We start from the raw sequence: 23,968 nt of genomic DNA, 5'->3' as shown, positions 1-23,968 counted from the left end.
TTATTAAAAAATGCATTAGATTGTTAATATTGTATCCGTAAGATAAATAGATTATTTATATGTCACGAGGAACGGTTGGGGCATGGGGGTTGGTGGAATTAGGAGAATGCCGAAGCTAAAAATCAGCATGAAAAAACCCCCAGCGCTAACTGGGGGAAAACTTCATATCTTGGGGAATATGTTTCCCTTGTGTTTAAGTTATCGGAAGATACTCGGAGCAGTTTCAACAAGAGTCCGTTATAATCTGTTGAGGGTTGCACTCAAATATTTTTGCCCTTCCCGGAAGGCTTTCAGGTTAACTTCCAAAGCTTTGGCCGGTACCATTTCTCTAATAGCGTTTTCCACTTCCTCTGCCGGAATGTTTATGGCTGCGGCCAGCATTCCCACCAAAACCACATTGGCGGCCCGGGAATTACCACATTCCTCAGCCATTCGGGTAGCATCAACAATGGTGGTATCGGGTATAAGGTTGGCAATTCTTTTATCAATATCTACCGGATATTTCAGTTTTCCACTCATTACCGGCAGGGGGTCAACCCGCTCGTCATTAATGATTACTTTACCCCCGGGTTTCAGATAGTCCAACCAGCGGGCTGCTTCGAGCTTTTCAAAAGCCAGCAGGATATCGGCGTCACTTTTCTTAATTATGGGTGAATAGACTTTTTCTCCGTAGCGTACTTGGGAAACAACACTGCCACCCCTCTGTGCCATACCATGTATCTCTGACACTTTGACATCATAGCCCATCTGTACGGCCACCTGAGCAATTATGCGGCTGGTGAGCAGGGTTCCTTGCCCCCCAACTCCTACTATCAGAACATTAGTAGTTTGTTTTGGCATTTTTTATCCCTCCACTATCTTGATGGCCTCAAAGGTACAGACCTGAGGACAGAGTCCGCAGGCTACACAAGTATTGGGGTTAATTACGGCCTTTCTATTTTCCTCTACCCAATAAATCCCGGTGCAACCTATCTTTATGCAAAGCTTACAGCTTTTACAGAGTTCTGGGTCAACATAGAATTCTTTATCTGGAGCTTTCTTCACCAGCAAGGCACAGGGACGCTTGGCAATAATTACTGAAGCTTCCCGGCGGTTCAATTCCTCTTCCAGGGTCTGGCGAAATTCGTCTAATTGCAAGGGGTCCACTATGCGGACATGCTCTATACCGATAGCCTTGACCAGGGCTGGTAAATCCAGCTTTCGGGTAGGTAGATTCCTGATGGTTTTACCGGTAGCCGGATGATCCTGGTGTCCGGTCATGGCGGTGGTATCATTATCCAGGATAATAACGGTGGAGGTTCCCTGGTTATAGACAACATCAATCAGTGGCGTAATTCCGGAATGGACAAAGGTGGAATCCCCGATAACCGCTACCACCTTGCGGGCAAAGTCCTCTCCATTGGCCTTCTCCATGCCCAGAGACATACCAATACTGGCTCCCATGCAAACACAGGCATCCATCCCATCCAGGGGACTCAAAGCACCCAGAGTGTAACAGCCGATATCCCCCATTACATGCAGCTTCATTTTCTTCAGGGTGTGAAATACGCCGCGATGCGGGCAACCCGGGCACATCAAGGGTGGCCGGGGGGGTATCTCCTGGTCCAGGCCGGAACCTTTCCTGGAACTGATTCCTAATAAGACTTCTTCAATCATTTCCGGGCTGTATTCACCCAGAAGGGTGAAAAGCTCTTTGCCTTCGACCTTTAAGCCCCAGGCTTTTAACTGTTCCTCAATTACCGGTTCCAATTCCTCAAGCACAATAAGCCTGTCCACTTCGGCAGCGAAAGAGCGGATTAATTTTTCCGGTAGTGGATTGACCATACCGAGCTTTAATACGGAAACTTCGGGCATTACTTCACGCAGGTACTGGTAAGATACTCCACTGGTAATAATGCCTATACTTTTATCTCCCCATTCCATCCGGTTCAGTTCCGTAGTTTCGGCATATTCTTTTAGCTGCAGGATACGCTTTTCCACTTCCACATGACGCAGGCGAGCAAAGCCAGGCAGCATAACATATTTGGGGGCATCTTTCTTATAGTCTTTCAAACCCACTTCTACCCGCTCCCCGGTCTCAACCAGGGTCTGGGAATGGGAAAGCCGGGTAGTAACCCGCAACATTACCGGGGTGTCAAATTCTTCGCTGATATCAAAAGCCAGGCGGGTAAAGTCCAGTGCTTCCTGGCTGTCTGCCGGCTCTATTACCGGCATTTTGGCAAAACGGCCGTATCCCCGGTTGTCCTGTTCATTCTGGGAAGAATGCATCCCCGGGTCATCAGCGGAAACCAGGACCAGACCAGCGTTTACTCCGGTATAGGAAAAGGTATACAAAGGATCAGCCGCCACATTTACTCCCACATGTTTCATAGCTACCAGGGTTCTTGCCCCGCCGATAGAGGCTCCCACTCCTACTTCCAGGGCTACCTTCTCATTTGGAGCCCATTCGGCATAAAGGCCTTCATAATCGGCAAAAGTGCTGACAATTTCGGTACTGGGGGTACCGGGATAGGCTGTAGCCACAGTAGCACCAGCTTCATAGGCTCCCCTGGCGATAGCTTCATTGCCTATCATCAGTTTCTTCATGGTCTTCCTCCTCACCCTTAGTTGATATACAAGAATAACCACTCATCTACCGGGGATGAGCGGTATCCTCACTTTCCTTACAAATTATTTATTAATATCGCTTATATATTCCCAGAATGATAGTATCACAACTTTTGTCCGGGTGTAAATGCTTATGTTGCAGCTAGCTCGATGATGATACCCTGTACTTATTCCATTCTACAATGGCAGCAGTCAGCAAACGGGCCATATGGTAAACCGGAGTGATACTCCCCTGCCCCAGTGAAGTCCAGTTTCTAACCTCCGGTTTGATGCCTACCATGGCAATAATGGAGAATTCACCTACTGCAGGCAGTCTTTTGCCCAGGGCTTTACCGGGAAACAAGGGGCCGTGGCGGAACTTAATTATTCCTTGCTCTTCTTCCCTGCCCACCGAGGCATCTATAGCTATCTCGATTCCTGACGGGTGGTCATTTTTTATTACATTTAATTTTTGCTTCAGGTTTTTACCATGCAATGGATGCTCCAGACTTCCGAATACCCGAAGCTCGGGGGCTTGCTCCTTAATCATGGTTCCGGTTAAAGGCCCAAAACAATCGAGTATATTGCGGTCGGTTCCAATACAAAGAAAAAGGGGTTCTCTTTCCAGAAGTTTCAAATTACTATGCAATGCCTCTATCAGAGCATCTTTGGCAGCAAGCTGGCGGTAATGTTTTTCTACTATAATCATTAGAGTGGAATAACCTCCAGAACCTCTTCTAATGCTTTTATAAATCGTATATTCTCTTCCGTGGTTCCAATGGTCAGGCGGATAAAAGTGGGATATCCAAAAATATCACCGGTACGGATTATCACTCCACGCTGGAGAAGTTCTTGGAATACGGCCTGGCAATCCCTTCTTGTATCCAGGAAAATAAAGTTAGTATTGGTTTTCACGAAATCCAGACCAAGTTGTTTTAATTCCTGATAGAGATAGTCTCTCCCCTGTAAATTGTGCTGACGGCTTTTTTTCATAAAATCAATATCCCGGAGGGCGGCCTGAGCTGCGATCTGGGCGGCAAAATTTACATTAAACGGCTCTCGCACCCGGTCGAGAGCAGCAGCAATTGCGGGTGTGGTAAGGGCATAACCTATCCTTAAGCCGGCCAAACCGTATATCTTGGAAAAGGTTTTTAGTAGAACTATATTCCGCCCTTCCCGCAAATACTGGAGCCCGCTGCCAAAAGCCGGGTTATCCACATATTCTCCATAGGCTTCATCAAAAACTACCAGTATCTCACCGGGTACCTGCTGCATGAAAAGCTCTATTTCTTCCTGCTCTACAATGGTTCCGGTGGGATTATTGGGATTACAGAGGTAGATTATTTTGGTTCTGCTATTTATTGCCTCAAGGATGGCTTTCAGGTCATACTGGTATTCTTTAAGGGGTATGGCCATTGAATGAGCGCCCATAATGGTACTGGTGGACTCGTATTCCGAAAATGTCTGTTCAGCATGGATAACTTCATCTCCCGGATTAATAAAGGTTTGGGCCAGCAAGAGAAGCAATTCATCAGAGCCATTGCCCAGAACTAGCTGTTCCGCTGGTATTTGCCAAAATGACGCCAGTTCTTGTTTTAGTTCATAGGCATTGGCATCAGGATAAAGATGAATTTTATTAAGACCTTCCTGCAAAGCCGCCAAAGCCAGCGGTGAAGTTCCCAGAGGGTTTTCATTGGAAGCTAATTTAATAATACTGTCAAGCCCCAGTTCCCGCCTAACCTCCTCAATGGGTTTACCAGGAACATAAGGTTTTAAGCGAAAAATGTCTTTCCTGGCTCTACTTTCTACAAAATCATCCATGAATACTGGCCTCCATTGTAATTTGCTATTCTTCTTGATTTATCCGGCAAGAAGCTTTAGTCTTGGAGCATTTCTTTGATATAGGGCGGAAGGCAAAATGCCGCCCGGTGAATTCCTTCATCATAATACTTCAAATAGCCAAGATCAGCTGGTTTTTTTGCCAATTCCCAGGGAGTATATTTTTTGCTGCCCATGGTAAAAGACCAGGGGCCACTTACATAGGTAGCTATTGGCGCCAGGAAGACCCGGGTCAGAGGAAAGACCGTGTTGATTTGCCGGTAAACGGAACGAAATATTTCCCCATAAAAAATCGGGGATTCAGACTGAACCACCAGAAGCCCGTCTTCTTTAAGTATCTTATATACATCCTGATAAAACTCCAGGTTAAATAACGGTGTGGCCGGCCCTAAGGGATCAGAGGAATCTACAATAATTACATCATATCTGAATGAGGTCTCTTTTACAAAGTGAACTCCATCAGCAATATGTAAGTTTAAGCGGCGATCGGTAAAACCGCAAGATATGGCAGGGAAAAACCTTTTGCTATTCTCCACTACCCGCTCATCTATTTCCACCAGTTCTACCGTATTGACCTGGCTGTGTTTGAGTACTTCACGCAAGGTTCCCCCATCACCCCCGCCGATTATCAATACCCTCTCGGGGCAAGGGTGGGTACACATCCCCACATGGCTGATCATTTCATGATAAATAAATTCATCTTTCTCACTTATTTGCAGGGCATCATCCAGAAGCAGGGCCTTCCCCCATTCCAAAGTTTCCACCACTGCCAGCTTCTGATAACGGGTCTGTTCTTCGTGTAAAATATCTTTGATTTTCCATTTAACAGCATAACCCTCGGTATGCTTTTCACAAATCCAGGATCTAGTCATTCTTTTCCTCCAGTGAAATAAGCCCTTTATAGAATTGTTTTTCTCCCATTTATTAGCTCGGAAATAATCTTCATATGGTCCTTAATTGCCTCTTGATCATTAAAGTCTAGAGCTAAAAGAGTAGCTTCAATAATTTTGTCCGTTTCGGAATCCTCAAAACAATCCATCCATTCCTGCAAGAGCAAGAACAGTTCCGGGTGCTGCCTGCTCACTACACTGAGGTCAAGGAGGTTTAGGAGAAAACGCATTTGTTCTTCGCCAAGCTCCCCCTTGAGGCAGCTATCAACTACCAGACTGGCGGTCTCGCCATAGATTTTTTTTACCAACTGTTCAACATTAGGCATTATTCATCAATCCTTTTGGCATCTCCCATTATCTGCTTCTGCAAATCAAAGGTTATTGGAATACGCACACCACTGCGGCCATCTCTATTTTTGTCAATATGAATGTAATAATTCGGATTGATATAGTTCTTTAATTCTTCTCTTTCTTCCAGCTCTTCCCGCGATATAGGTGTCAGTTTTAACATAAGGTCGCACTCATTCTTCATCCGTTTGGCTCCCTGCAGACTACCATCCGGGTTTAATTGGACCAGACACATGACTACTATCTTCAAATTCTGGGCCAGCATTTTTAAAGTTTTAACGATTTGCTCCAATATTTGCCATTCCGATAACTTGGGGTCCAGCTTATCCATTCGCCCCACATAGTCAACTATCATCATTTCTATGCTCTTTTGAGCTTTGAATTTACGGGCAATGGAAATAGCTTTTTCCGGGGTAAGATTAGGGCAGGGATAGGAATAGAAACCGCTTTCGCGAAGCTGGGAGTAGCCATTGAGGATGATAGAGAGTTCAGTCTCGTTAATATCGCCGCTACGAACTCGATCATGGTCGATTTGCGATAGAATCGAGCCCCAGCGCAAAGCTATCTGTTCCCTGCTCATTTCGGTATTAAGGTACAAAAGGTTCTTACGCCCGTCAACGGCTATAGCCCTGGATGTGTGCAAGGCAAAAGAAGTCTTGCCATGCCCGGTTTGAGCACCGAGGATTATTAAATCACCCGCTTTATAGCCTAGGGTTATATGGTTCAAGTTATCAAATCCGGTGGGAAGTCCATCCAGGGGAAGAACCCCTTTGTGCAACTCGCGAATTTCCTTTAAGCGGAGAAACCTGCGTTCAACTTCGCTATAACCCAGGTTGGCCATATCCGCTGGGGAATCGATTTTATCGTCGATTTCCAGTGCGGTAAGGTTGGTCAGTTCCTCCTCTGCCGCCATAAGTACCTGTTCGACATCACTTTCCTGCTTTTCTATGAGAAGCTGCATATTCCTTTTAAGAAAGGCTTCAAATTTGCGCAAGCGGGCTTTGTCTTTAACCTTTTTAATCCAGTACTTGATGTTCTCATCATCTATGTATTGTTCGACTATATATTTGAGTTCTTCTATATCCCGGGGATTGGTAAATACACCCAGGCTGTGCCCTTCCTTGAGAAGCTCCACCAGGGTGGGGCGAATTTCCCTCTCAAAAAGACTGATAGCCAGATCAAAAATAGTAGCATGTCGCGGTGAATAAAAGTCAGCATTGGACAAAAGGTCGTAGACTTCAATACACGCATCTTCAGAATGAAGCATGGAAGATAATACCCGTCGTTCACTTTCCAGGTCAATAAGGTAATCTTCCATGGAAGTTTCATTCTTTCTAAAACTCAAAGGAATCACCATCCAAATAAAACCGGGGAAAATATCCCCGGTTTCTATTATACCTTATTTTTGGCTCCACCTGTAGTAGAAGGAGGCACATAGATTTCATATTCCAGGTTGACGGGCTTTCGTTTATCATAGCTGCTGGCTGCTATGGATTTCTCCTTCTTATTCCTTAGTTTTAACTGGGCTATTTCTTTGTCCACTTCTTCCACTTGCCGGATTTCTTTGCTCATCCAATCATGAAGAACGCTGTCCATATATTCCAGACCGGCATTTTTGGTTCGCTTACACATTACTTCTCCAGCTTTCATGATCATAGCATGAGAAAATCCCCAATCATGCCGCCATTTATAGTAAACCTTTTTACGGGCCTCGGCGGCCATGTCAATGCCGGTAAAGCTGCCAAATTCGGCAATGTCCGGGTCAAACTTGTTGACTCTTAAGACACGACTCCTCTCCACATCCACATATTTCTTAAAATAACTTTCCAGCCCTTCAACGGTATTGATGGAGTATTCCTTTATATCCCGGGCTATCTGACTGATATCCCGCGGGTTGTAAATGCTTCGTTCAAAACACATCTCCAGTATACATAAAAGGAACTCTGGGGATAAGGCTAGCTCTTCCAGCCATTTGTTTAACTCGCCGGCCATCTTTACACTCATTAGGTTTCCGGTCTTTTTGGCTATAAAGTCTCCAACTTTTTTAAAATCGGAACTGGACTGCTTAATAAGTTCCCGGGAAACCAGCTTGTTTTCCTCTATCTGCAATTCCAGTTGCTCAATCTTAGTGCGGTATTCCCCCAAAAGATTTTCCACCTCTTTGGAATGGCTTGGATTTTCAGCAGGAGATGGCAGGCAAAAATCAGAATGGTCTCTCCTTATGAGGGACTCCAGTTTTTCTGCCAGCGGATCCAAAAAAACCTCCCGTTCAGCTAGATTTTGATTACTCTGCAGGGCAACTATACCCAGCTTCTGCAGACGGTTCAGTCGGCGGGAAATTTTCATTTTACCTAGAGAAGGACAGGCTTGGAGAACTTGTCCTACCTTTATTCCGGTCTGATACAAGGGTTTGGTTCTTTCCATGGTGTATAGCAAGGCGGCTATAATAGCGATATCTTCCAATTCAATATCCAGTTCCCGGGCATAAGCAAAGAGCATACCAGGGAAGTTCACAAAACCCCAACGAAAGATTTCCAACCAGGCAGTTCTTTTTTCCATATTATTCTTGACCTCCATTAGCAAGTAAAAAAATTATAACATTTGAAATTATAAATCTACAAATTGCATAAGATTAGCTTTAAACATAAAAGACGCAAATTAACTATATAAACTATGGAGCAAAATATATTTCTGCATGAAAATCAGACTTGACTGATTAAGAAAGAGGAAAACCAGGAACTATGTCCTGGTTGTATTAGGATTCTATGGAAGTATCCCGGCAAAATATCCTGGTATAGCTCTGGGCGATTCATCCCTTTATAACGAGGCGAAATATGTCCTCCGCTTCTTTAAGCGGCCGGATTCCTACTAACAAAACAGGCGGCGGGTTCTAATCCACCTACCTCGTTGCAGCGGTGTGTTGAAACTGCTTAGGCAGTTTCTTCCGATGCTTAAAGACCCCTGCTTGATCGATCTTCTGCCAGGATTCAATGATTTTATCATAATCTCCTATTTGCCAGTTTTCCCGGAATATCCAAAGAAATTTTGGGATAAATCTAATTATACCGCAACTATATTTCGCGCGTCCCTTTTTTGTGATAAACGACAAAAACCCTGGTGAAAATCGATAATCTCAAATCTAACCACGGTAAGATTACCGCTTCTAATAGCCTTCTCAATATTGTCAAAACTACTGTGGGCAAATTCCTTTACTACTTCACAACTATCTAAATCATCGATAACTTCGGCAAAACGGTTATGAACCTGCTCAAATATGCCATAATACAGTTCCTTAATCTGCCTGACCCGTTTTTCAATTTGCCTCAGGTCAAAATCATCCCTTTCCACCAGATGTAAAAGGCTGTGAAACAAATTGTGTAAAAGGTTGTTATGGAACACTGCTGCCATGGCTTCCCGTTTGTATTGTTTATAGAGCAAGTAGCGGAGATAGTCTTTCAGGCCTTTTTGCCCTGATGGTCCCAGTATCTGGTAGGCGTTCAGAAGTTCAACCTCGTTAACAGTAATATCACCGATCACGAAAAAACCTCCTTCAATTTGTTCATTAAAAGAGGTTTCAATTAATACTAATTTAATTCCTTTAGTTATTTATCGTATAATTCTGGTCAAATCCAAGTCACTTCGATATAATACCCTATTTCCTTACACAATTTTGCTGATTCTTATTTCTTTATGTCGCCGAAGAAATCTATCCATCCTCTCCAGGGCTTCTTCAATATTAGAAATGCTGGCGGCATAACAACATCTGATATGCCCGTCCCCACTGGCACCAAAGGCATTACCGGGTACTACCGCCACCTTTTCCTCCCAGAGCAGCTTTTCACAGAAATCTTCACTGCTCATCCCGCTTGTTTTGATGGAAGGGAAACAATAAAAGGCCCCCCGAGGTTCGAAGCAGTCCAATCCTATTTCCTGCAATCCGGATAGGATTAGCTTGCGGCGGTAATTGTAGTTATCCACCATTTTTCTCATTTCTGTTTCCCCATGACGAAGGGCTTCGATGGCCGCTTTTTGTCCCATAATCGAAGCACACATAATAGTATATTGATGGATTTTGGTCATGGCTCCGATTATATCTTGATGACCGCAGGCGTAACCTATTCTCCAGCCGGTCATAGCAAAGGCTTTGGAAAAACCATTCATCATTATAGTACGGTCTTTCATGCCGGGTAGACTGGCAATAGAAACATGTCGTCCATAATAGCTTAGCTCAGAGTATATTTCATCAGATATCACCAGCAAGTCGTTTTCAATTATGATATCCCGCAAAGCCTCCAAGTCCTCTTCATACATCACCCCACCAGTAGGATTGTTAGGGTAGGCCAGGACCAGGATTTTGCTCCTGGGGGTAATATAACGGGAAAGAATATCCGGACGCAAACGGTACTGGTCTATATCATAAGTCGGAACCGGGACAGCAGTGCCATAAGCCAGGGTGGCTCCTGGCGCATAGGATACAAAAGAAGGCTCCGGTACCAAAACTTCATCACCAGGTTCCAGCAAAGCCCGCATAGCCAGATCTACTGCTTCACTAACACCGACAGTGACCAGCACCTCTTTTTCCGGTGAATACCCTATCCCTATCCGCCGCTTCTCGTAGGCGGCTATTTCTTCCCGCAATTCCAACAGGCCCTGGTTGGAAGTATACATGGTATAGCCCCTTTCCAGGGAATAACAACCAGCCTCGCGAATATGCCAGGGGGTAACGAAATCCGGTTCTCCTACCCCCAGGGAAATCACCCCATCCATCTGGGTAACCAGATCAAAAAACTTTCTAATCCCCGATGGGGGTATGGATTTTACCGAATTGGCAATATGATGTTTCATGCTGTTCACGGGCTCACCACCAATCTTTTGTCTTCTTCCGGTTCCTCAAAAATAAAGTTTTCCTGCTTATAACGCTTGAGAATAAAGTGGGTTACGGTGCTTTGCACATGATCCAGGGTGGAAAGCTTATGGGAGACAAACCAGGCAATATCCTTCATGCTTTCCCCATTTACTACCACGGAGAGGTCATAGGTACCACTCATGAGATAAACACAGCGAACTTCCGGATAGCGGTAAATTTTTTCCGCCACACTATTGAAGCCCACTTCTCTTTCCGGAGTTACTTTAACATCAATCATGGCAGTAACCCCATCATTACCCAGCAATTCCCAGTTAATAATGGTGTTGTAGCCCAGTATTATCTTCTGTTTTTCCATTTGTTCGATAATACTCTTTATTTTCGTTTCATCTTCATCCAGCATGGTGGCTATGGCTTTGCAGCTTAAACGCGCATTATTTTCCAGCAAATGCAAAATCCTTTTTTCCAGTTCCATCTACTTTCCTCCTCCTTTATTTATCCGATGCAAAAACCTAATAATAAATAAAAAAACCCTCATCCTGTAAGGGACGAGAGTTTGCTCCCGCGGTACCACCCTGATTGGCCAAGGCCCGGCTCTATTCCAAATAACGGATGGATTCCGTCCGGCTTGCTATCATTATCGTGATATTTCACCGGAACTCTCAGGTGGCTTTCGTTGCCCAACTGCTGCCGGGTTTTCACCAGACCCCGGCTCTCTGCCATCAGCCAAGGCAATTACTCTTCTGATCATCGCTTTTGTTTTAAGCATCGGTGTAAACTGCTTAAGCAGTTTACACACACCGCTGCAACAAGGCAAGAGATTAGAACCCACCGCCTGTTTTGCCAATAGGCGACCGTTTAGCGGGGGACATATTTCACCTCGTTATAAATTTATAGAATATGCTATCACTTTCGCGGGCTATTAGTCAAGGTGTAAAAAAATTCTTTTAGGATACCCGCCGGGAATCCTCCCTATTTCAATGGGGAGATGAATGTACGAATCTTGATAAAATATCAGGTTATACTGGACGGCCTATTAAAAAAAATGAACTCATCTGTTTAAACTGTTAAATGCATTTTCACGTATAATCCCCCGCCTCGTTGCGGTGTTGTGTTGAAGCTGCTCTGCGGTTTCTTCCGATGCTTAAAAGAGGCGGCTTTGCATTCAATAGCGTCCACTTTTTAAAATGGAATAAACCATGAAAAGTCCAAGAATAATAGCCAGGGCAAATCCGATTTCAACAATAGGAATATGGTTTAAAAGACTACTTCGCTCCATTCCTGCCACCAATGAAGTTCCGACTACAATACTGGCCAGGATTATAGAGAGTGAAATCCGATTGGACATTACATCGACTTTAACCACCGCCCGTCTGAGCTCAGGATATTCCATCATAAGGCTCAGCTGCCCGGATTCCAACATTTTAAGGATCTTAGCAATATCGGAGGGAAAAGAACGGATCAGTTCCAGGTATTCGAGGAAAGAGCTTTGTGTTTCCTTCCATAAATTTTCCGGGGTAAATTTTCGTAAGAGCAATTTTTTCCCATAAGGCTCAGCAATATTAACAATGCTGATTTGGGGATCAAGCTGGGCCACCAGGCTTTCCACTGTCATTAGCATTTTAACCATCAAGGAGAGCTCCGGCGGCAACCGCAGTTGGTACCGTACAGATAGTTCAATCAATTCGGATAGAGCCTCCCCCACCTTTATTTGGGAGAGAGGCAAGCCATAGTACTTCTGCTGCAGGCGGGATACATCCCGCCTGAATTCCTCAAAATCAACATACTGCCCGCCAATCCCAATGGCCAGCAATGCTCGGCTGACCCCCTCCACATCATATCTCATCATGCCGATCAAGAGTTTGATGCATTTACCCTGCATCCTTTCATCAATAATCCCCACCTGGCCAAAATCGTAAAATATTATCCTTTCGCCGCTGGCTATGGCCAAATTCCCCGGGTGGGGATCAGCATGCAATAAACCCTGTTCAAATATCTGCTTGAACAGGGCATCAACCAGGTTGCGAGCAATAGCAACCGTATCCAACCCGGACTGCTTCAGGCTAATATAATCAGATATTTTAATTCCGGGAACATATTCCAGAGCCAATATTTTTTCTGAAGAATAGTCCCATATGACCTGAGGGATAATGACATTTTTATCATTTTTAAAAGTCTGATAGAATAGTTCCGCATTTCTCGCTTCAACCCGGAAATCCAACTCATTGTGTATAGCTTGCCCCAGTTCCTCCATTATCTCGTTCAGTCTATAAATGCGAGCCCAATAGTTGCGCTTTTCCAACCCTTTGCAAAGTTCGCGCAGTATATCCAGGTCTTCTTCAATAGTCTTGTCAATGCCTGGCCGTTTGATTTTCAAGACCAATTTTTGCCCTGAAGGTAAAAGAGCCTCATGAACCTGAGCAATAGAGGCTGCCGCCAGCGGTTCCGGATTGAACCAGGTAAAGTCTGTCTCCAGGTCTATACCTACTTCCTGGCAAAGATGATAAAATTCTTCAAAGGAAAAGGGGGGAACCTCGTTCTGGAGTTTCTCCAGTTCCTTTATATATTCGGGAGGCAAGAGATCAGGCCTGGTACTTAATAGCTGTCCCAGTTTGACAAAGGTAGGACCCAAGTCTTCCAGTGCTAAACGCAACCTTTGCGCTGCACTGGGCGAGCGCAGCTCACGGCCAAGCTCTGAGCTTTTCTTTAAATGTAACCATGCTGGCCAATCAAAGCGATCAAACAAAAAACCAAAACCATGTTTGATCAAGACATTGACTATTTCTCTATAACGGGGCAAATGTTGCAGATACCCAATACCTGTCCTAAAATTCACCAAAGCTCCTCCCAGAATAGTTTATAACAGGTTTCCTAACTCCCCCCATCCTGAAAATGCATAGTTTCATAAGGAGTGGGGCCAAGTTAAAAATGCTAAGAAAACCACTCCTTGTTTGTTTCAAACGGCCCTCTATTCCCCTTGAATTCCATTACCTGTTTTTTCTTCCAGGTCACGAATCCTCTTCTCCAAGGCCTCAAAATCAGATTTGCTTACATAGGGAAAAGTACTTTTCATTTCTTCAAATTCCTGTCGAATAGTCTTGCGCAATTCGCCCTTCTCTTCTTCCCCTCTTTTTATAGCTTCATCCACAAAATTTTTGGCCTCATCCCGGCTAATCTCACCTTTTTCCACCATTTCAGCAAAGAATTTCTCTGCATGGTCCCGGGTAATACTCAAGGCTCCCAATCCAAAATATAAGGCTTTTTTCATCATACTCAAAACACTTCCTCCCTAAGCTTTTTATGTTTATCTTATCACAATATGTTTCCCGCTTCTATTTTATGCATAAAAGACCAATATAATTCACTACTTGGGTAGTAATAGCAGTAAGATTATCATTTTTACCGAGCTCTTCAATCTCCTTAAGCTTTAAGCAAATCTTTATTAGACACCTATAATGCTTATCGCCAAAAAAACGGGATCATTTCACATGAGAAAATCTTGGAGATTCCCCAAAAGTATAACATTGCCCGGAGGGCTACATAATCCTCTATTATCGGATGATGGCGGTGGCGGCTTAGGAATATGTATGGGACTACATTTATTCAACTATAGTATATTATTTATAAGGTGACCTTTTTTACGAGGAGAGATTCGTAATGAAGAATTAAAGGCTATGAATGCTTATAAAAGAGATGTAACCAAATCTCCTGAAGCCGCTAAAGCCTTTTTGATACGTATTGGAGCTTTTGATATTAAATAATAGTAAGGAAACTGAATAATATGATGTATTCGAAGTCACATACATTAGTTTTCGGCTTTCACGGTTGCGGTAAAAATCTTGTTGAAGCAGTAGTAAATTGCCAAGTTTGATACAGCAAGCACCTCCCCAAAAAACTATGGCACCAAATACCCAAAACTTAAAATCTACAGAAAAACCAAAACCGCGCAAAACGCGCGGTTACTTGCTTTCTTATGGTGGGCCATGCAGGAATCGAACCTGCAACCTTCTGATTAAGAGTCAGCTGCTCTGCCTGGTTGAGCTAATGGCCCAGAAATTTGCTACAGTTGATATTATAATTCCAGTTAAAGAATAAATCAAGGGATACTCTGCTTTTTTGCTAATCCACATCAAATTGTTTAGCCTCCAGAAATGGCTCCTTTTGGTTTACTTCTGGAGGATTTATTTCCACTACATTCTTTTCTTCGGTATCTTGAGACCGGCGCCTTATTCCGCTGCTAGGTCAGAGAGCTCCCGGGGAGGTACTTGGATTCCATCCTTAAATACCCGCATGTTGTCACCGGAAATGTCATCTATAACTACTATCTCCTGCCCTACCCTGCCGAACTCGAATTTTATATCCACCAGTTCCAAGCCCTTTAAGGCCAGGTCGTTTTTGATAATTACCGCTACTTTACGGGCCAGTGCCTTGATGGTGTCCAGTTCCCCATCTGTAAGCAGTCCGAGCTGTATCAAGCTTTCATCATTGATCAAGGGGTCCCCGCGCTCGTCATCTTTCAGGGTTACTTCCACCAGTGCATTTAGGGGTTGAAACTCCTGGGCATAGCGGGCATAACGACGCAGGAAGCTGCCATAGGCTTTAAAGCGGCATACTACCTCCAGACCCTGACCAAAGGTTTGAGCTTTCCAAACTACCATATTGTTCTTAGCCAGGTCGGAGTCGATATAGTGGGAAGGAACGCCTTGCTCCTGCAAAAGCTTAAAGAAATGCTGCGACATCTTGAGAGAGGATTTCCCTTTACCCTCCAGCTTACCCAGTACATAGTTTGAACCCGGGTCAATGCGTCCTTCTTCTCCGGTGACATCATCTTTAAACTCCAGTACACACTTGTCCTGATCCAGTTCGTAAACCGCCTTGGTTTTACCATCATATAGCAACTTCATTTTATCTACTGACCCCCTATTCAATATCTTGCTGTTTCAAGTATCTCCATCTCTATTGTAGAGTAATCACCCGGCAATGCAAAGCAACCGGGGAAAAAATATTGTATACTTGCCGGGCTTTAGTTGTAGAGGGTATGCACAACAGCTTTCTCAATTATAGTCTTACCGTATTTCCCCATTTAAAAAAATAAAAATTAATGAATTAATATCTGATTCCCCTGTAAAAAACCCTTTTTGTTGCATAAGGGTTGCATAAATATACAAAGCGTTGGCGAAGCATGGATGCAACACCCTGCGGGTACTCCTGGTGCTCCATCCTTCGGATGTCGCTATTAAGGTTGCCTCCCATGGACGGGAGATTAGCGCGGTACCCCTTTCGCCGCAAGACAAGCAGCCCAGGTGTTGCCCATTTAGACTGCGAGCGGTATATTTATGCAGTGCATATTAATAACTTTTTGCAGTGACATCATATCTTAAAGATAGACAGCAAAAAAACACTGCCTGAACAGTGTTTGCAAATTCACTCTTCGATCTATTCAAGTATTCGTGCAAGGCCATTTTAGAATGACCCCTACTACTACTTGCCTAGTTCTTCGGCCAGGGCTTTGCTCTTCTCCGATAATATCAAGGCCAGATTGGCGGCGTCTTTATTTTTGCCTAGAATCAAGGTTGAAGCCAAGTCAGCAAAGAGATTTTTTAATTCCATAAACAATTTTGTTACCATAATATCATTCCTCCAATCAATCCTAGCGATGGGGAAACAAATTACAGCTACAGGCAATCCTCTATTGGATTGCCTCCTCATAACCGTGAATTTAGTTGTTACTATCTAATTATATACAATAATCAGGCATTATTTAACCCCTTTTTTAAAAATCAGCCGGAAAAGCCAGTTTACTTTAAATACAGAGCTATAGGGCAATGGTCGGAGCCCGGTACTTGATCCAGTATCTCACAGTCTATAATATCATTAACCAGCTTTTCGGAAACATAAAAATAATCAATCCTCCAACCTGCGTTACGCTCCCGGGCCCTGGTACGGTAACTCCACCAGGAATATTGGACTTTTTCCGGATAAAGATAACGGTACGCATCTACATAGCCATGGGATAAAAACTTATCCAGCATTTCCCTTTCTTCTGGCAAAAAGCCGGAACGCTTTTCATTGGTTTTAGGATTTTTCAGGTCGATTTCCCGGTGAGCCGTATTAAAGTCACCGCATATAAGTAAACGGGGATAACGACTTTTGATTTCCTCACAATAGCTGATCAAATACTCGTAAAAACGCATCTTATAAGCCAGGCGTTCCTCTCCCATTTGCCCGTTGGGGAAATAGACATTTAAAATAACCAGGTTCTCATGAAAGCTAATCAAGACCCGGCCTTCATTGTCAAACTCCACAACCCCCAGGTTTTTTTCCACCTGCAAGGGTACTTCTTGAAAATAGCTGGCCACCCCGCTGTAACCCCTTCTCTGCCCTGAGTTCCAGCAACTCTGGTAGCCCTTAATGTTTAGCAGAGATTTTTCCAATTGTTCGGGATGGGCTTTGGTCTCCTGCAGGCAGAGAACATCCGGTTGCTCTTCCATTAGCCACGAGATAAAACCCATTTTTTGAACCGCCCTGATACCATTAACATTCCAGGAATATATCTTCATATACAAACCTTCCCATACCTTGGAAAATAAATCGCTCATTACGCTTCTGATTTGCTTGGATTTAATTGACCGTAGGTCAATGTTCCAGGTTTGCTACTGGTTGATATTAAGGTAGCTTTTTAAGGATCTGGTCAATAATAGCATTCATCTCCTTGGAGCTATACTCTTCTACCTTTCCTTCATCTACCATGGCATTTAGTCTAGTATCCCAGGGTAAGGAACCCAGAAAGTCCAGTCCGCTATCACTGGCCACCTTTGCTCCCTGGCTTGTCCCGAATATCTCCAGCTTTTCCCCGCAGTGTGGACAAATGGCATGACTCATATTTTCAATCAGTCCCAGTATAGGAACATTGAGCTTTTTAGCCATATTTATAGTCTTCTTGACTACCATAAAGGCCAAGTCTTGTGGTGAAGATACAATCACTATGCCCTTAACAGGTAAGGATTGAATTACAGTCAGTGGAACATCGCCGGTTCCAGGAGGTAAGTCTACTACCAGGTAATCCAAATCTCTCCAATCTACTTCGCCCCAAAACTGATTTACCGCACCAGCCAAAAGGGGGCCGCGCCAGATGACCGGATCGTCTTCATTGGGAAGGAAGAAGTTTACGGATATGATTTTTATGCCCAACTTGGTAAGAGGAGGAGTCATGCCATATTCGCTGGCCGTAATTTGGGGTTTGTGGATACCAAAGGCTTTAGGCTGGCTGGGGCCGGTTATGTCTGCATCTAAAATCCCGACAGCAAAGCCTTCTTTGGCCAGGTTGGAGGCAATGAGAGCCGTTACCGATGATTTTCCTACTCCACCCTTACCACTCATAACCACGATAACATTTCGAATTTGATTTAAGGCCCCCAGAAGCGATTTTTCCACTTCTACTCCACAATCAGCGGGGTCAATGTTGCAGCCGCCATTGGAGGGACAGGTTTTGCATTGTTCAGACATGATTTTACTCCTTTCACTACTCTTTAGTTCCTCTTATTATATACCTCAAAGACAGATCTCAAGCAAGTTTTTTTGCACATATGCTCACAAACCTTTTTCCCTGCCCCATACGCTCAAACAATGCGGTTGGGAAAGCAATACCAATATGGTATTATTGAGACTGGAATTTGATTTTTTCCCCTGATTTAATATGACTCGGCAAAGATTCGGCAAAGATATTGTATATAAACAGGATATTATTGTTTTTTGCAATTAATTTTTGATGTCACTGCAAGAAGTAATAAATATGCTTAGTGTGCATAAATATACCGCTCAGCTAGCGACTGCAAGGCATTGTAAGGGCGGTCTTCGACCGCCCGCTTTCACCTTCGCCAACGCTCGCTTTGTATATTTATGCAACCCTTATGCAACAAAAGGGGTTTTTGCAGTAGAGTCATTTTTATATTTTACACAAGTAAGATTTAGTGAAAAAAGTATTATTTTCAACTATGAACTGGAACGACTATTTTAAAATTTCCTTAGAGGGTTAAATCAAATTATTATAAAATGAAAGCTGCCATATAAATCTGCGTATAAATGTTTAAGGTAGCTGGGGAGCTGGATCAGGTGATAAGTGATGAATTGTTGGCGGAACAGGCACTGTTGGGCAACATTGCGGCATTTGAAGAGCTGGTTAACCGGTATAAGAAATCGGTATTTGCTATTGTCTATCGGATAACTGGACATTATCAAGATGCTGAAGATATCAGTCAGGAAGTCTTTTTTACCCTTTTTGAAAAGCTCTATCAATTTGACCGCCAAAAAAAATTTTCGCCCTGGCTTCATCGTATTGCAGTCAACACTAGTATAAGTGCGCTTCGCAAGAAAAAAAATATTATTAATCTGAATTTTGATGAGTCATTTGTTTCTATATCATTTAATAAACAAAGTCATTTCGATACCGGTGATCCGCAATTATTTATGGAAAGAGAAGAATTGCGGAAGGAAATAGGCACTGCTATTATGCAGTTGCCGGAAAGCTATCGAACAGTTATTGCTTTGCGTTATCAAATGGAGTTTAACAACCAGGAGATTGCTGATATCCTGGGGGTTAGTAAGGATAATATTGAAGTTAAAGTGCACCGTGCCCGCATGGCTTTAAGAAAAAGAATTTTGAACAACCGCAAGGAAAGGGGGATAATATAGGTGAAATGCCATAATTTGGACAGTTTCCTTTCCTATTGTGATAACACCCTCACCCCTAAAAAACGTCAGGCGGTTGATGAACACCTGCAAAAATGTATTTCTTGCCGCCATAAAATGGATTTGGTGAATTTAGAAAATGAGCTTATTAAAGAGGCAGCAGATATCCCCCCACTTTCAGAGACTTTTACCAGCGATTTGATGACGCTTATTGAAACTCGCTATGGATCCATAGCTCCCCAGAACGATAGCGAAGATCTTCCTGTGGCTTTTCTTGAAAAAAAGAAATCAAACTGGGGAATTATGCGAGCCAGAGTAGCCATCGCTGCAGTATTTCTGCTCGTTTTTCTGGGAGTTAGCCAGTTACTGCAGGGGGGGTGGATAGATCTGGCAGATAAGACCCCTACTAATTCTCAGCCTGTTGTTCCACTATCCCTCAAACAGGATAGGCCCCAAGAAAGTATTATTTCCGGGCAGGTTGAATCGTATAACGCAGTGATAAAGAGTGAATCAAAAGAGGAAACCGAGATTACTCTAGGATATTCTAATAATCTGGAGAAGCCAGCGGCAAAAGTTTCAGCTGATACGGGTGCCGATGAAAGCTGGAAATTAGCCTATCATCCTGACACTGCTCCTTCCCCAGCAACAGACAAAAGAGATCTGCATGAAGCAGCAAACCGGGGCAAATCATCCCCCAGCAATGTTCCCATTGAGGAAGCAAAGATGCTGCTCCCCTCCGGTTTGCCTGAATCCTATCAACTGTTAGGAGCCAGCCAGGGTTCAGCTGAGTATTCCTTTACTTATAAAAAGATAGACAACGGAGTTGAGCTAAAGATTACGGTAAATCCCCAAGAAAACAAGAATGCTGGCTTGATGACTACCTCGGCTTCGGAGCAAGAGAGGCGGGATACTGATAAAACACTTGATCCTCAATCTATGAGCAGTAAAACACTAACGGAAAATCTCTCCAACAGCAGCAAAACGACTACCCCGGTGCTTACTCTTGAGGAAACGATTGATGTTAAGAGCTGTGAGATTACGAGCAGTGAGACCCAGCAGTCGCCTAATTCCTCTCAAGATATTGGTGCTTCTCCAGAATCCATGGTAATGCAAAACTCCATAAAAGAAACCCTGCTTATAGATAATCAGGAGTATCAAGTTACTTTTAGCGGGAACCTTCCTCCAGAAGAACTTGCCAGTGTGGCTGCGGTAATCGATTGGCAAGAGAGCAAACTGGCAGCACAACCTACCGTTCCTTAGAAGGAGTGTATTAAAGCAGAACTCGCTTAGGGGGAAAGCCAGAGTCTTTAGAGAAGTAAGAGAAGTAAAGAGAAAAGGTACGGTAATCTGTTTAATCAGATCAGTTAACAGATAATGCCGTACCTTTATAATTGGTATAAGGAAATCAAATTCTAAGACGCCAGGTGCCGTTCCTTATAGTGGGAAAACTCCATGGAGAAGCCAGCCCTTCCCTGAGTTAATGAACGCAAGACGGTGGAGTAGCCAAAGAGTTCGGCCAGAGGTACGCAACCCCTTATAATCTGAGTATGGTTTTCCATCTCCAGCGATTCCAGTTTGCCCCTCCGATTAGTGATATTATTGATAATGTTACCGGTATATTCCTCCGGGGACACGATTTCCAGCCGCATCACCGGTTCCAGCAGGCGCGGGTTAGCTTTCTTGAGACATTCCCTGGCAGCCAGGAAGCCGGCCGTTTTAAAAGCCATCTCTGAAGAATCAACTTCATGGAAAGAACCATCCAGGAGAGTGGCCTTGATATTTACTACGGGGTATCCCTTAAGCACCCCTTCTTCCAGAGCTTGTTTGATGCCGGCTTCAACCGCTGGGATATATTCCCGCGGTATGTTGCCCTGGCTTATACGGTTAACAAACTCAAAGCCTTCACCGGGTTCCAGCCTCAAAACAACATGGGCAAATTGGCCTTTACCCCCGCTCTGTTTTACATAGCGGGTAACTTGTTCAGCCGACTTCCCAATAGTTTCCCGGTAAGCTACTTGCGGTTGGCCGGTATTAAATTCCAACTTGAATTCCCGGCTGAGTCGCTCAGTCACTATTTCCAGATGCAATTCACCCATACCTGCAAGCAATATTTGCCCCGTTTCCTTGTTATAGGAAATTTTAAATGTCGGATCTTCGGCTGAAATCCGATTCAGGGCTTCAGATATTTTATCAAGTCCCGCTTGGTTTTTCGGTTCTATAGCAATCTGGATCACCGGCTGCGGAAATTCAATGGTTTCCAGAAGAACCGGAGAGCTTTCTGCACAGAGAGTATCGCCGGTGGCAACATCTTTAAGGCCGATTATAGCTACAATGTCTCCCGCGCTTACTTGGGAAATCTCCTCGCGGTGGTCAGCGTGCATTCTGAGCAGTCGTCCTACCCGCTCCCGTTTATTTTTGCTGCTATTAAAAACTGCTGCACCAGCAGTCAAACTACCGGAGTAAACTCGGGCAAAAGCTAGCCGGCCAACATGCCGGTCGTTTATAATCTTAAAGACGAGAGCAGAAAAAGCTTCCTCTGGGTTTGGCATCACAGTAATAGTCTCAGCTGTTTCCAATAGAACCGCTTTGCTACCAGGAATATCCAGCGGTGACGGCAGGTATTCCACTATGGAGTCCAGAAGCAATTGCACTCCGATATTACGATAAGAACTACCACAGCATACGGGTACCATATTTCCGGCCACAGTGTTTGTTTTGATTACCTGGGCCAGCAAATCAGCATTAATTTCTTTGTTGTTATAATATAGATCGAGCAGAGTTTCATCAGTCTCGGCAAGTCTTTCCACCAGGACTGAGCGCCAGTTTCCCGCAATATCTGCATATTCTGCTGGTATAGACTCTTCTGCAATATCATGGCCCAGTTTTCCCGTAAAGGTATAATACTTCATTTTTAACAAATCAATAATGCCGCTGAAGCATTCCTCTTTAAAAACCGGCAGACTAATAATCAACGGATTAGATCCAAGGCGCTGCTTTATCTGCTCCACCACCCGGAAGAAATCAGCCCCTATGGCATCCATTTTATTTACATAGGCGATACGAGGAATCCGGTACTTATCTGCCTGTCTCCATACAGTTTCAGATTGTGGTTCAACCCCACCCTTTCCACAGAAGATTACTACCGCACCATCAAGTATACGCAGACTCCTTTCCACTTCGGCAGTAAAATCCACATGACCTGGGGTATCGATAATATTAATAGTATTGCCCTTCCAAAAGCATCGGGTAGCGGCTGAGGCTACGGTTATTCCCCGTTCTTTTTCCCAGGGCAGGAAATCCATAACACTATCTCCATCATGGGTTTCCCCCATTTTATGGGTTAGTCCAGTGTAATAGAGTATCCTTTCTGTTGTGGTGGTTTTGCCCGCATCAATATGGGCAATAATTCCTATGTTTCTAATCTCTTTTAACATTATGGGAAAAGTTCCTCCTTCAAACGCGAATCACAAAAAGTTGCGGCATTTCTATCCCGCAATACTATTTCTAACGCTGGATGCAAATTTACACCCAAAAATTAATTATAATAGGCTTAGCCTGGCTTGTCAAAGCGAATTATATAAAATATATCACGGGGACGGCCCCCGGCCATAGGGGTTAATACAAAACATTATAACAAAATTCAAGGAATCATACCTTGGCTGATTAAATATTTCTATTTTATTAGAGGTGAAATACATTTGAATTCATGCGTCCCTGCTTCCTGCAACAGATCAAAGACTACTGTCTCCGTATTAGTAATTACCGCTCCCATGTCGCGCATCAAGGCCAGAGCATTTATATAGTTTTCGTCGAAGCGCGAACAGACTGCATCCCTGACCAGGTGAACATTGAAACCCAATTCCAGTAAATCCCGCACGGTTTGAAACACACATACATGGGTCTCACTTCCAGTTACAATAATAGTGTGTTTGCCAATCTTTTCCAAGGTGGTTTTGGCCTCCTGGTTGCATAGAGAAAAACAAGTCTTATCCAGGTAATGATATGAAGTAAGATTATCCTTAATTTCTTTGACGGTAGGTCCCAGTCCCTTAGGATATTGTTCGCTCAGAACTACCGGAATATCAAACTGCTGGGCAGTTGCCAATAGTAGATTGGTATTCTTATATACCCGCTCCCGATCTTTCATAGCCTGCATCAATCTTTCCTGCAGGTCAATAATCATTAATGTGCTATCATTTCTTTGCAAGCGGAACTTTTCCATCTTTCGGCCTCCTCCACATAAGTTATGACTATTTTACCATTCCTTTCGGGGTTTTAAAAAGCTTTTGCATCCACTAAGGAAGTATCAAAGAGAAAGTCGGCTCGCGGGTGGAATAATTATCTCCTAAAAGCCCTTGACAAGCGAGATTAGCATGTAATATAATTTGATTTGCTGAAATAAGCAATGCGGATGTGGCGGAATTGGCAGACGCGCACGGTTCAGGTCCGTGTGAGGGCAACTTCATGGGGGTTCAAGTCCCTTCATCCGCACCATAGTAAAAATAGGGAGGCTAAAACCTCCCTTTAATATTTTTTAGGATACTATTCTCCCCTAAGATAGCACTTACCCTGCCTTCTCTCTATTTCTTTTTTCACTCTCATAGTATAATAGCACATATGAAATCCGCGAAGAACCTGTCTGACTCCCGTGAAAAAAAGGAGATGAGTAATTGCTATATCAGGATAGAAAGGAATTTATTGCAGTATTGCTTATTGTGGTTCTGTCAGTAGTGATTGGACTTTTGCTTATTAA

The 23,968-nt window shown here is 43.7% G+C and carries 21 protein-coding genes, 2 tRNA genes and 1 other annotated feature; of the genes, 3 read left to right on the top strand and 20 right to left on the bottom strand.

Features of this window, described 5'->3' with window-relative positions; genetic code table 11:
- Nucleotides 1-237 precede the first annotated feature (237 nt).
- The 18 genes from PHP87_RS04820 to PHP87_RS04735 form a co-directional block, all read right to left on the bottom strand.
- Nucleotides 238-840: an indolepyruvate oxidoreductase subunit beta gene (locus PHP87_RS04820; protein WP_276619326.1), complete on the bottom strand. Its 603-nt coding sequence runs from the start codon at nucleotides 838-840 to the stop codon at nucleotides 238-240.
- A 3-nt stretch (nucleotides 841-843) separates the two neighbouring features.
- Nucleotides 844-2,586, bottom strand: a complete 1,743-nt coding sequence (iorA, locus tag PHP87_RS04815; protein WP_299919064.1) for an indolepyruvate ferredoxin oxidoreductase subunit alpha — start codon at nucleotides 2,584-2,586, stop codon at nucleotides 844-846.
- Nucleotides 2,587-2,749: 163 nt separating this feature from the next.
- Nucleotides 2,750-3,295 (bottom strand): spore protease YyaC, encoded by a 546-nt coding sequence (gene yyaC, locus PHP87_RS04810; RefSeq protein ID WP_299919061.1) that lies wholly within the window; start codon nucleotides 3,293-3,295, stop codon nucleotides 2,750-2,752.
- On the bottom strand, nucleotides 3,295-4,407 hold the full coding sequence (gene hisC, locus PHP87_RS04805; protein ID WP_299919058.1) for a histidinol-phosphate transaminase: 1,113 nt from the start codon (nucleotides 4,405-4,407) through the stop codon (nucleotides 3,295-3,297). Before hisC ends, yyaC begins: the two co-directional genes overlap by 1 nt.
- Nucleotides 4,408-4,463: 56 nt before the next feature.
- Nucleotides 4,464-5,297 carry a polyamine aminopropyltransferase gene (gene speE, locus PHP87_RS04800; RefSeq protein ID WP_299919056.1) on the bottom strand — a complete coding sequence of 278 codons (834 nt, stop codon included), beginning with the start codon at nucleotides 5,295-5,297 and terminating at the stop codon, nucleotides 4,464-4,466.
- A 26-nt stretch (nucleotides 5,298-5,323) separates the two neighbouring features.
- On the bottom strand, nucleotides 5,324-5,641 hold the full coding sequence (locus PHP87_RS04795; protein ID WP_299919054.1) for a hypothetical protein: 318 nt from the start codon (nucleotides 5,639-5,641) through the stop codon (nucleotides 5,324-5,326).
- Complete coding sequence (locus tag PHP87_RS04790; protein WP_299919086.1) at nucleotides 5,641-7,017, bottom strand: DnaB-like helicase C-terminal domain-containing protein; 1,377 nt, start codon at nucleotides 7,015-7,017, stop codon at nucleotides 5,641-5,643. The genes PHP87_RS04795 and PHP87_RS04790 overlap by 1 nt, the downstream gene beginning before the upstream one ends.
- Before the next feature lie 38 nt (nucleotides 7,018-7,055).
- The gene (locus PHP87_RS04785) at nucleotides 7,056-8,222 is read right to left on the bottom strand and encodes a DnaD domain protein (RefSeq protein WP_299919052.1); all 1,167 of its coding nucleotides are present in this window, start codon (nucleotides 8,220-8,222) and stop codon (nucleotides 7,056-7,058) included.
- A gap of 501 nt (nucleotides 8,223-8,723) precedes the next feature.
- Entirely contained in the window at nucleotides 8,724-9,200 is a 477-nt protein-coding gene (locus PHP87_RS04780) for a hypothetical protein (protein WP_299919050.1), read from the bottom strand.
- Nucleotides 9,201-9,323: 123 nt separating this feature from the next.
- Nucleotides 9,324-10,508: an aminotransferase class I/II-fold pyridoxal phosphate-dependent enzyme gene (locus PHP87_RS04775; RefSeq protein ID WP_299919084.1), complete on the bottom strand. Its 1,185-nt coding sequence runs from the start codon at nucleotides 10,506-10,508 to the stop codon at nucleotides 9,324-9,326.
- 5 nt (nucleotides 10,509-10,513) lie between these two features.
- A complete protein-coding gene (locus tag PHP87_RS04770; RefSeq protein WP_299919047.1) occupies nucleotides 10,514-11,002 on the bottom strand; it encodes an Lrp/AsnC family transcriptional regulator in 489 nt (162 codons plus the stop codon).
- A gap of 66 nt (nucleotides 11,003-11,068) precedes the next feature.
- Nucleotides 11,069-11,287, bottom strand: a binding site (T-box leader).
- A gap of 405 nt (nucleotides 11,288-11,692) precedes the next feature.
- Nucleotides 11,693-13,363: an AarF/ABC1/UbiB kinase family protein gene (locus PHP87_RS04765; RefSeq protein WP_299919044.1), complete on the bottom strand. Its 1,671-nt coding sequence runs from the start codon at nucleotides 13,361-13,363 to the stop codon at nucleotides 11,693-11,695.
- A 132-nt stretch (nucleotides 13,364-13,495) separates the two neighbouring features.
- The gene (locus PHP87_RS04760; protein ID WP_299919043.1) at nucleotides 13,496-13,804 is read right to left on the bottom strand and encodes a polyhydroxyalkanoate synthesis regulator; all 309 of its coding nucleotides are present in this window, start codon (nucleotides 13,802-13,804) and stop codon (nucleotides 13,496-13,498) included.
- Nucleotides 13,805-14,501: 697 nt separating this feature from the next.
- Nucleotides 14,502-14,578, bottom strand: a tRNA-Lys gene (locus PHP87_RS04755).
- 175 nt (nucleotides 14,579-14,753) lie between these two features.
- Nucleotides 14,754-15,431, bottom strand: coding sequence for a phosphoribosylaminoimidazolesuccinocarboxamide synthase (locus PHP87_RS04750; RefSeq protein ID WP_299919040.1), 678 nt, complete (start codon nucleotides 15,429-15,431; stop codon nucleotides 14,754-14,756).
- 577 nt (nucleotides 15,432-16,008) lie between these two features.
- Entirely contained in the window at nucleotides 16,009-16,155 is a 147-nt protein-coding gene (locus tag PHP87_RS04745; RefSeq protein ID WP_299919037.1) for a hypothetical protein, read from the bottom strand.
- Between the two features lie 170 nt (nucleotides 16,156-16,325).
- Complete coding sequence (locus PHP87_RS04740) at nucleotides 16,326-17,087, bottom strand: exodeoxyribonuclease III (RefSeq protein ID WP_299919034.1); 762 nt, start codon at nucleotides 17,085-17,087, stop codon at nucleotides 16,326-16,328.
- A 106-nt stretch (nucleotides 17,088-17,193) separates the two neighbouring features.
- The gene (locus PHP87_RS04735; RefSeq protein WP_299919031.1) at nucleotides 17,194-18,033 is read right to left on the bottom strand and encodes an Mrp/NBP35 family ATP-binding protein; all 840 of its coding nucleotides are present in this window, start codon (nucleotides 18,031-18,033) and stop codon (nucleotides 17,194-17,196) included.
- Between the two features lie 606 nt (nucleotides 18,034-18,639).
- Here PHP87_RS04735 and PHP87_RS04730 point away from each other — a divergent pair.
- Nucleotides 18,640-19,218: a sigma-70 family RNA polymerase sigma factor gene (locus PHP87_RS04730; protein WP_299919029.1), complete on the top strand. Its 579-nt coding sequence runs from the start codon at nucleotides 18,640-18,642 to the stop codon at nucleotides 19,216-19,218.
- Complete coding sequence (locus PHP87_RS04725; protein WP_299919026.1) at nucleotides 19,219-20,475, top strand: anti-sigma factor; 1,257 nt, start codon at nucleotides 19,219-19,221, stop codon at nucleotides 20,473-20,475.
- 152 nt (nucleotides 20,476-20,627) lie between these two features.
- On the opposite strand, the gene fusA is transcribed toward PHP87_RS04725, so the two are convergent.
- Both fusA and PHP87_RS04715 read right to left on the bottom strand, forming a co-directional pair.
- Nucleotides 20,628-22,649 (bottom strand): elongation factor G, encoded by a 2,022-nt coding sequence (gene fusA, locus PHP87_RS04720; RefSeq protein WP_299919024.1) that lies wholly within the window; start codon nucleotides 22,647-22,649, stop codon nucleotides 20,628-20,630.
- A 239-nt stretch (nucleotides 22,650-22,888) separates the two neighbouring features.
- Nucleotides 22,889-23,437, bottom strand: coding sequence for a hydrolase (locus tag PHP87_RS04715; RefSeq protein WP_299919022.1), 549 nt, complete (start codon nucleotides 23,435-23,437; stop codon nucleotides 22,889-22,891).
- A 185-nt stretch (nucleotides 23,438-23,622) separates the two neighbouring features.
- Between PHP87_RS04715 and PHP87_RS04710 the strand changes: the two genes are divergently transcribed.
- A tRNA-Leu gene (locus tag PHP87_RS04710) sits at nucleotides 23,623-23,709 on the top strand.
- Nucleotides 23,710-23,968: the final 259 nt, after the last annotated feature.

Origin of the sequence: Syntrophomonas sp., from assembly GCF_028707975.1 — a bacterium.
GTDB lineage: Bacteria > Bacillota > Syntrophomonadia > Syntrophomonadales > Syntrophomonadaceae > Syntrophomonas.
This window is presented reverse-complemented; position numbering and strand designations above follow the sequence as displayed.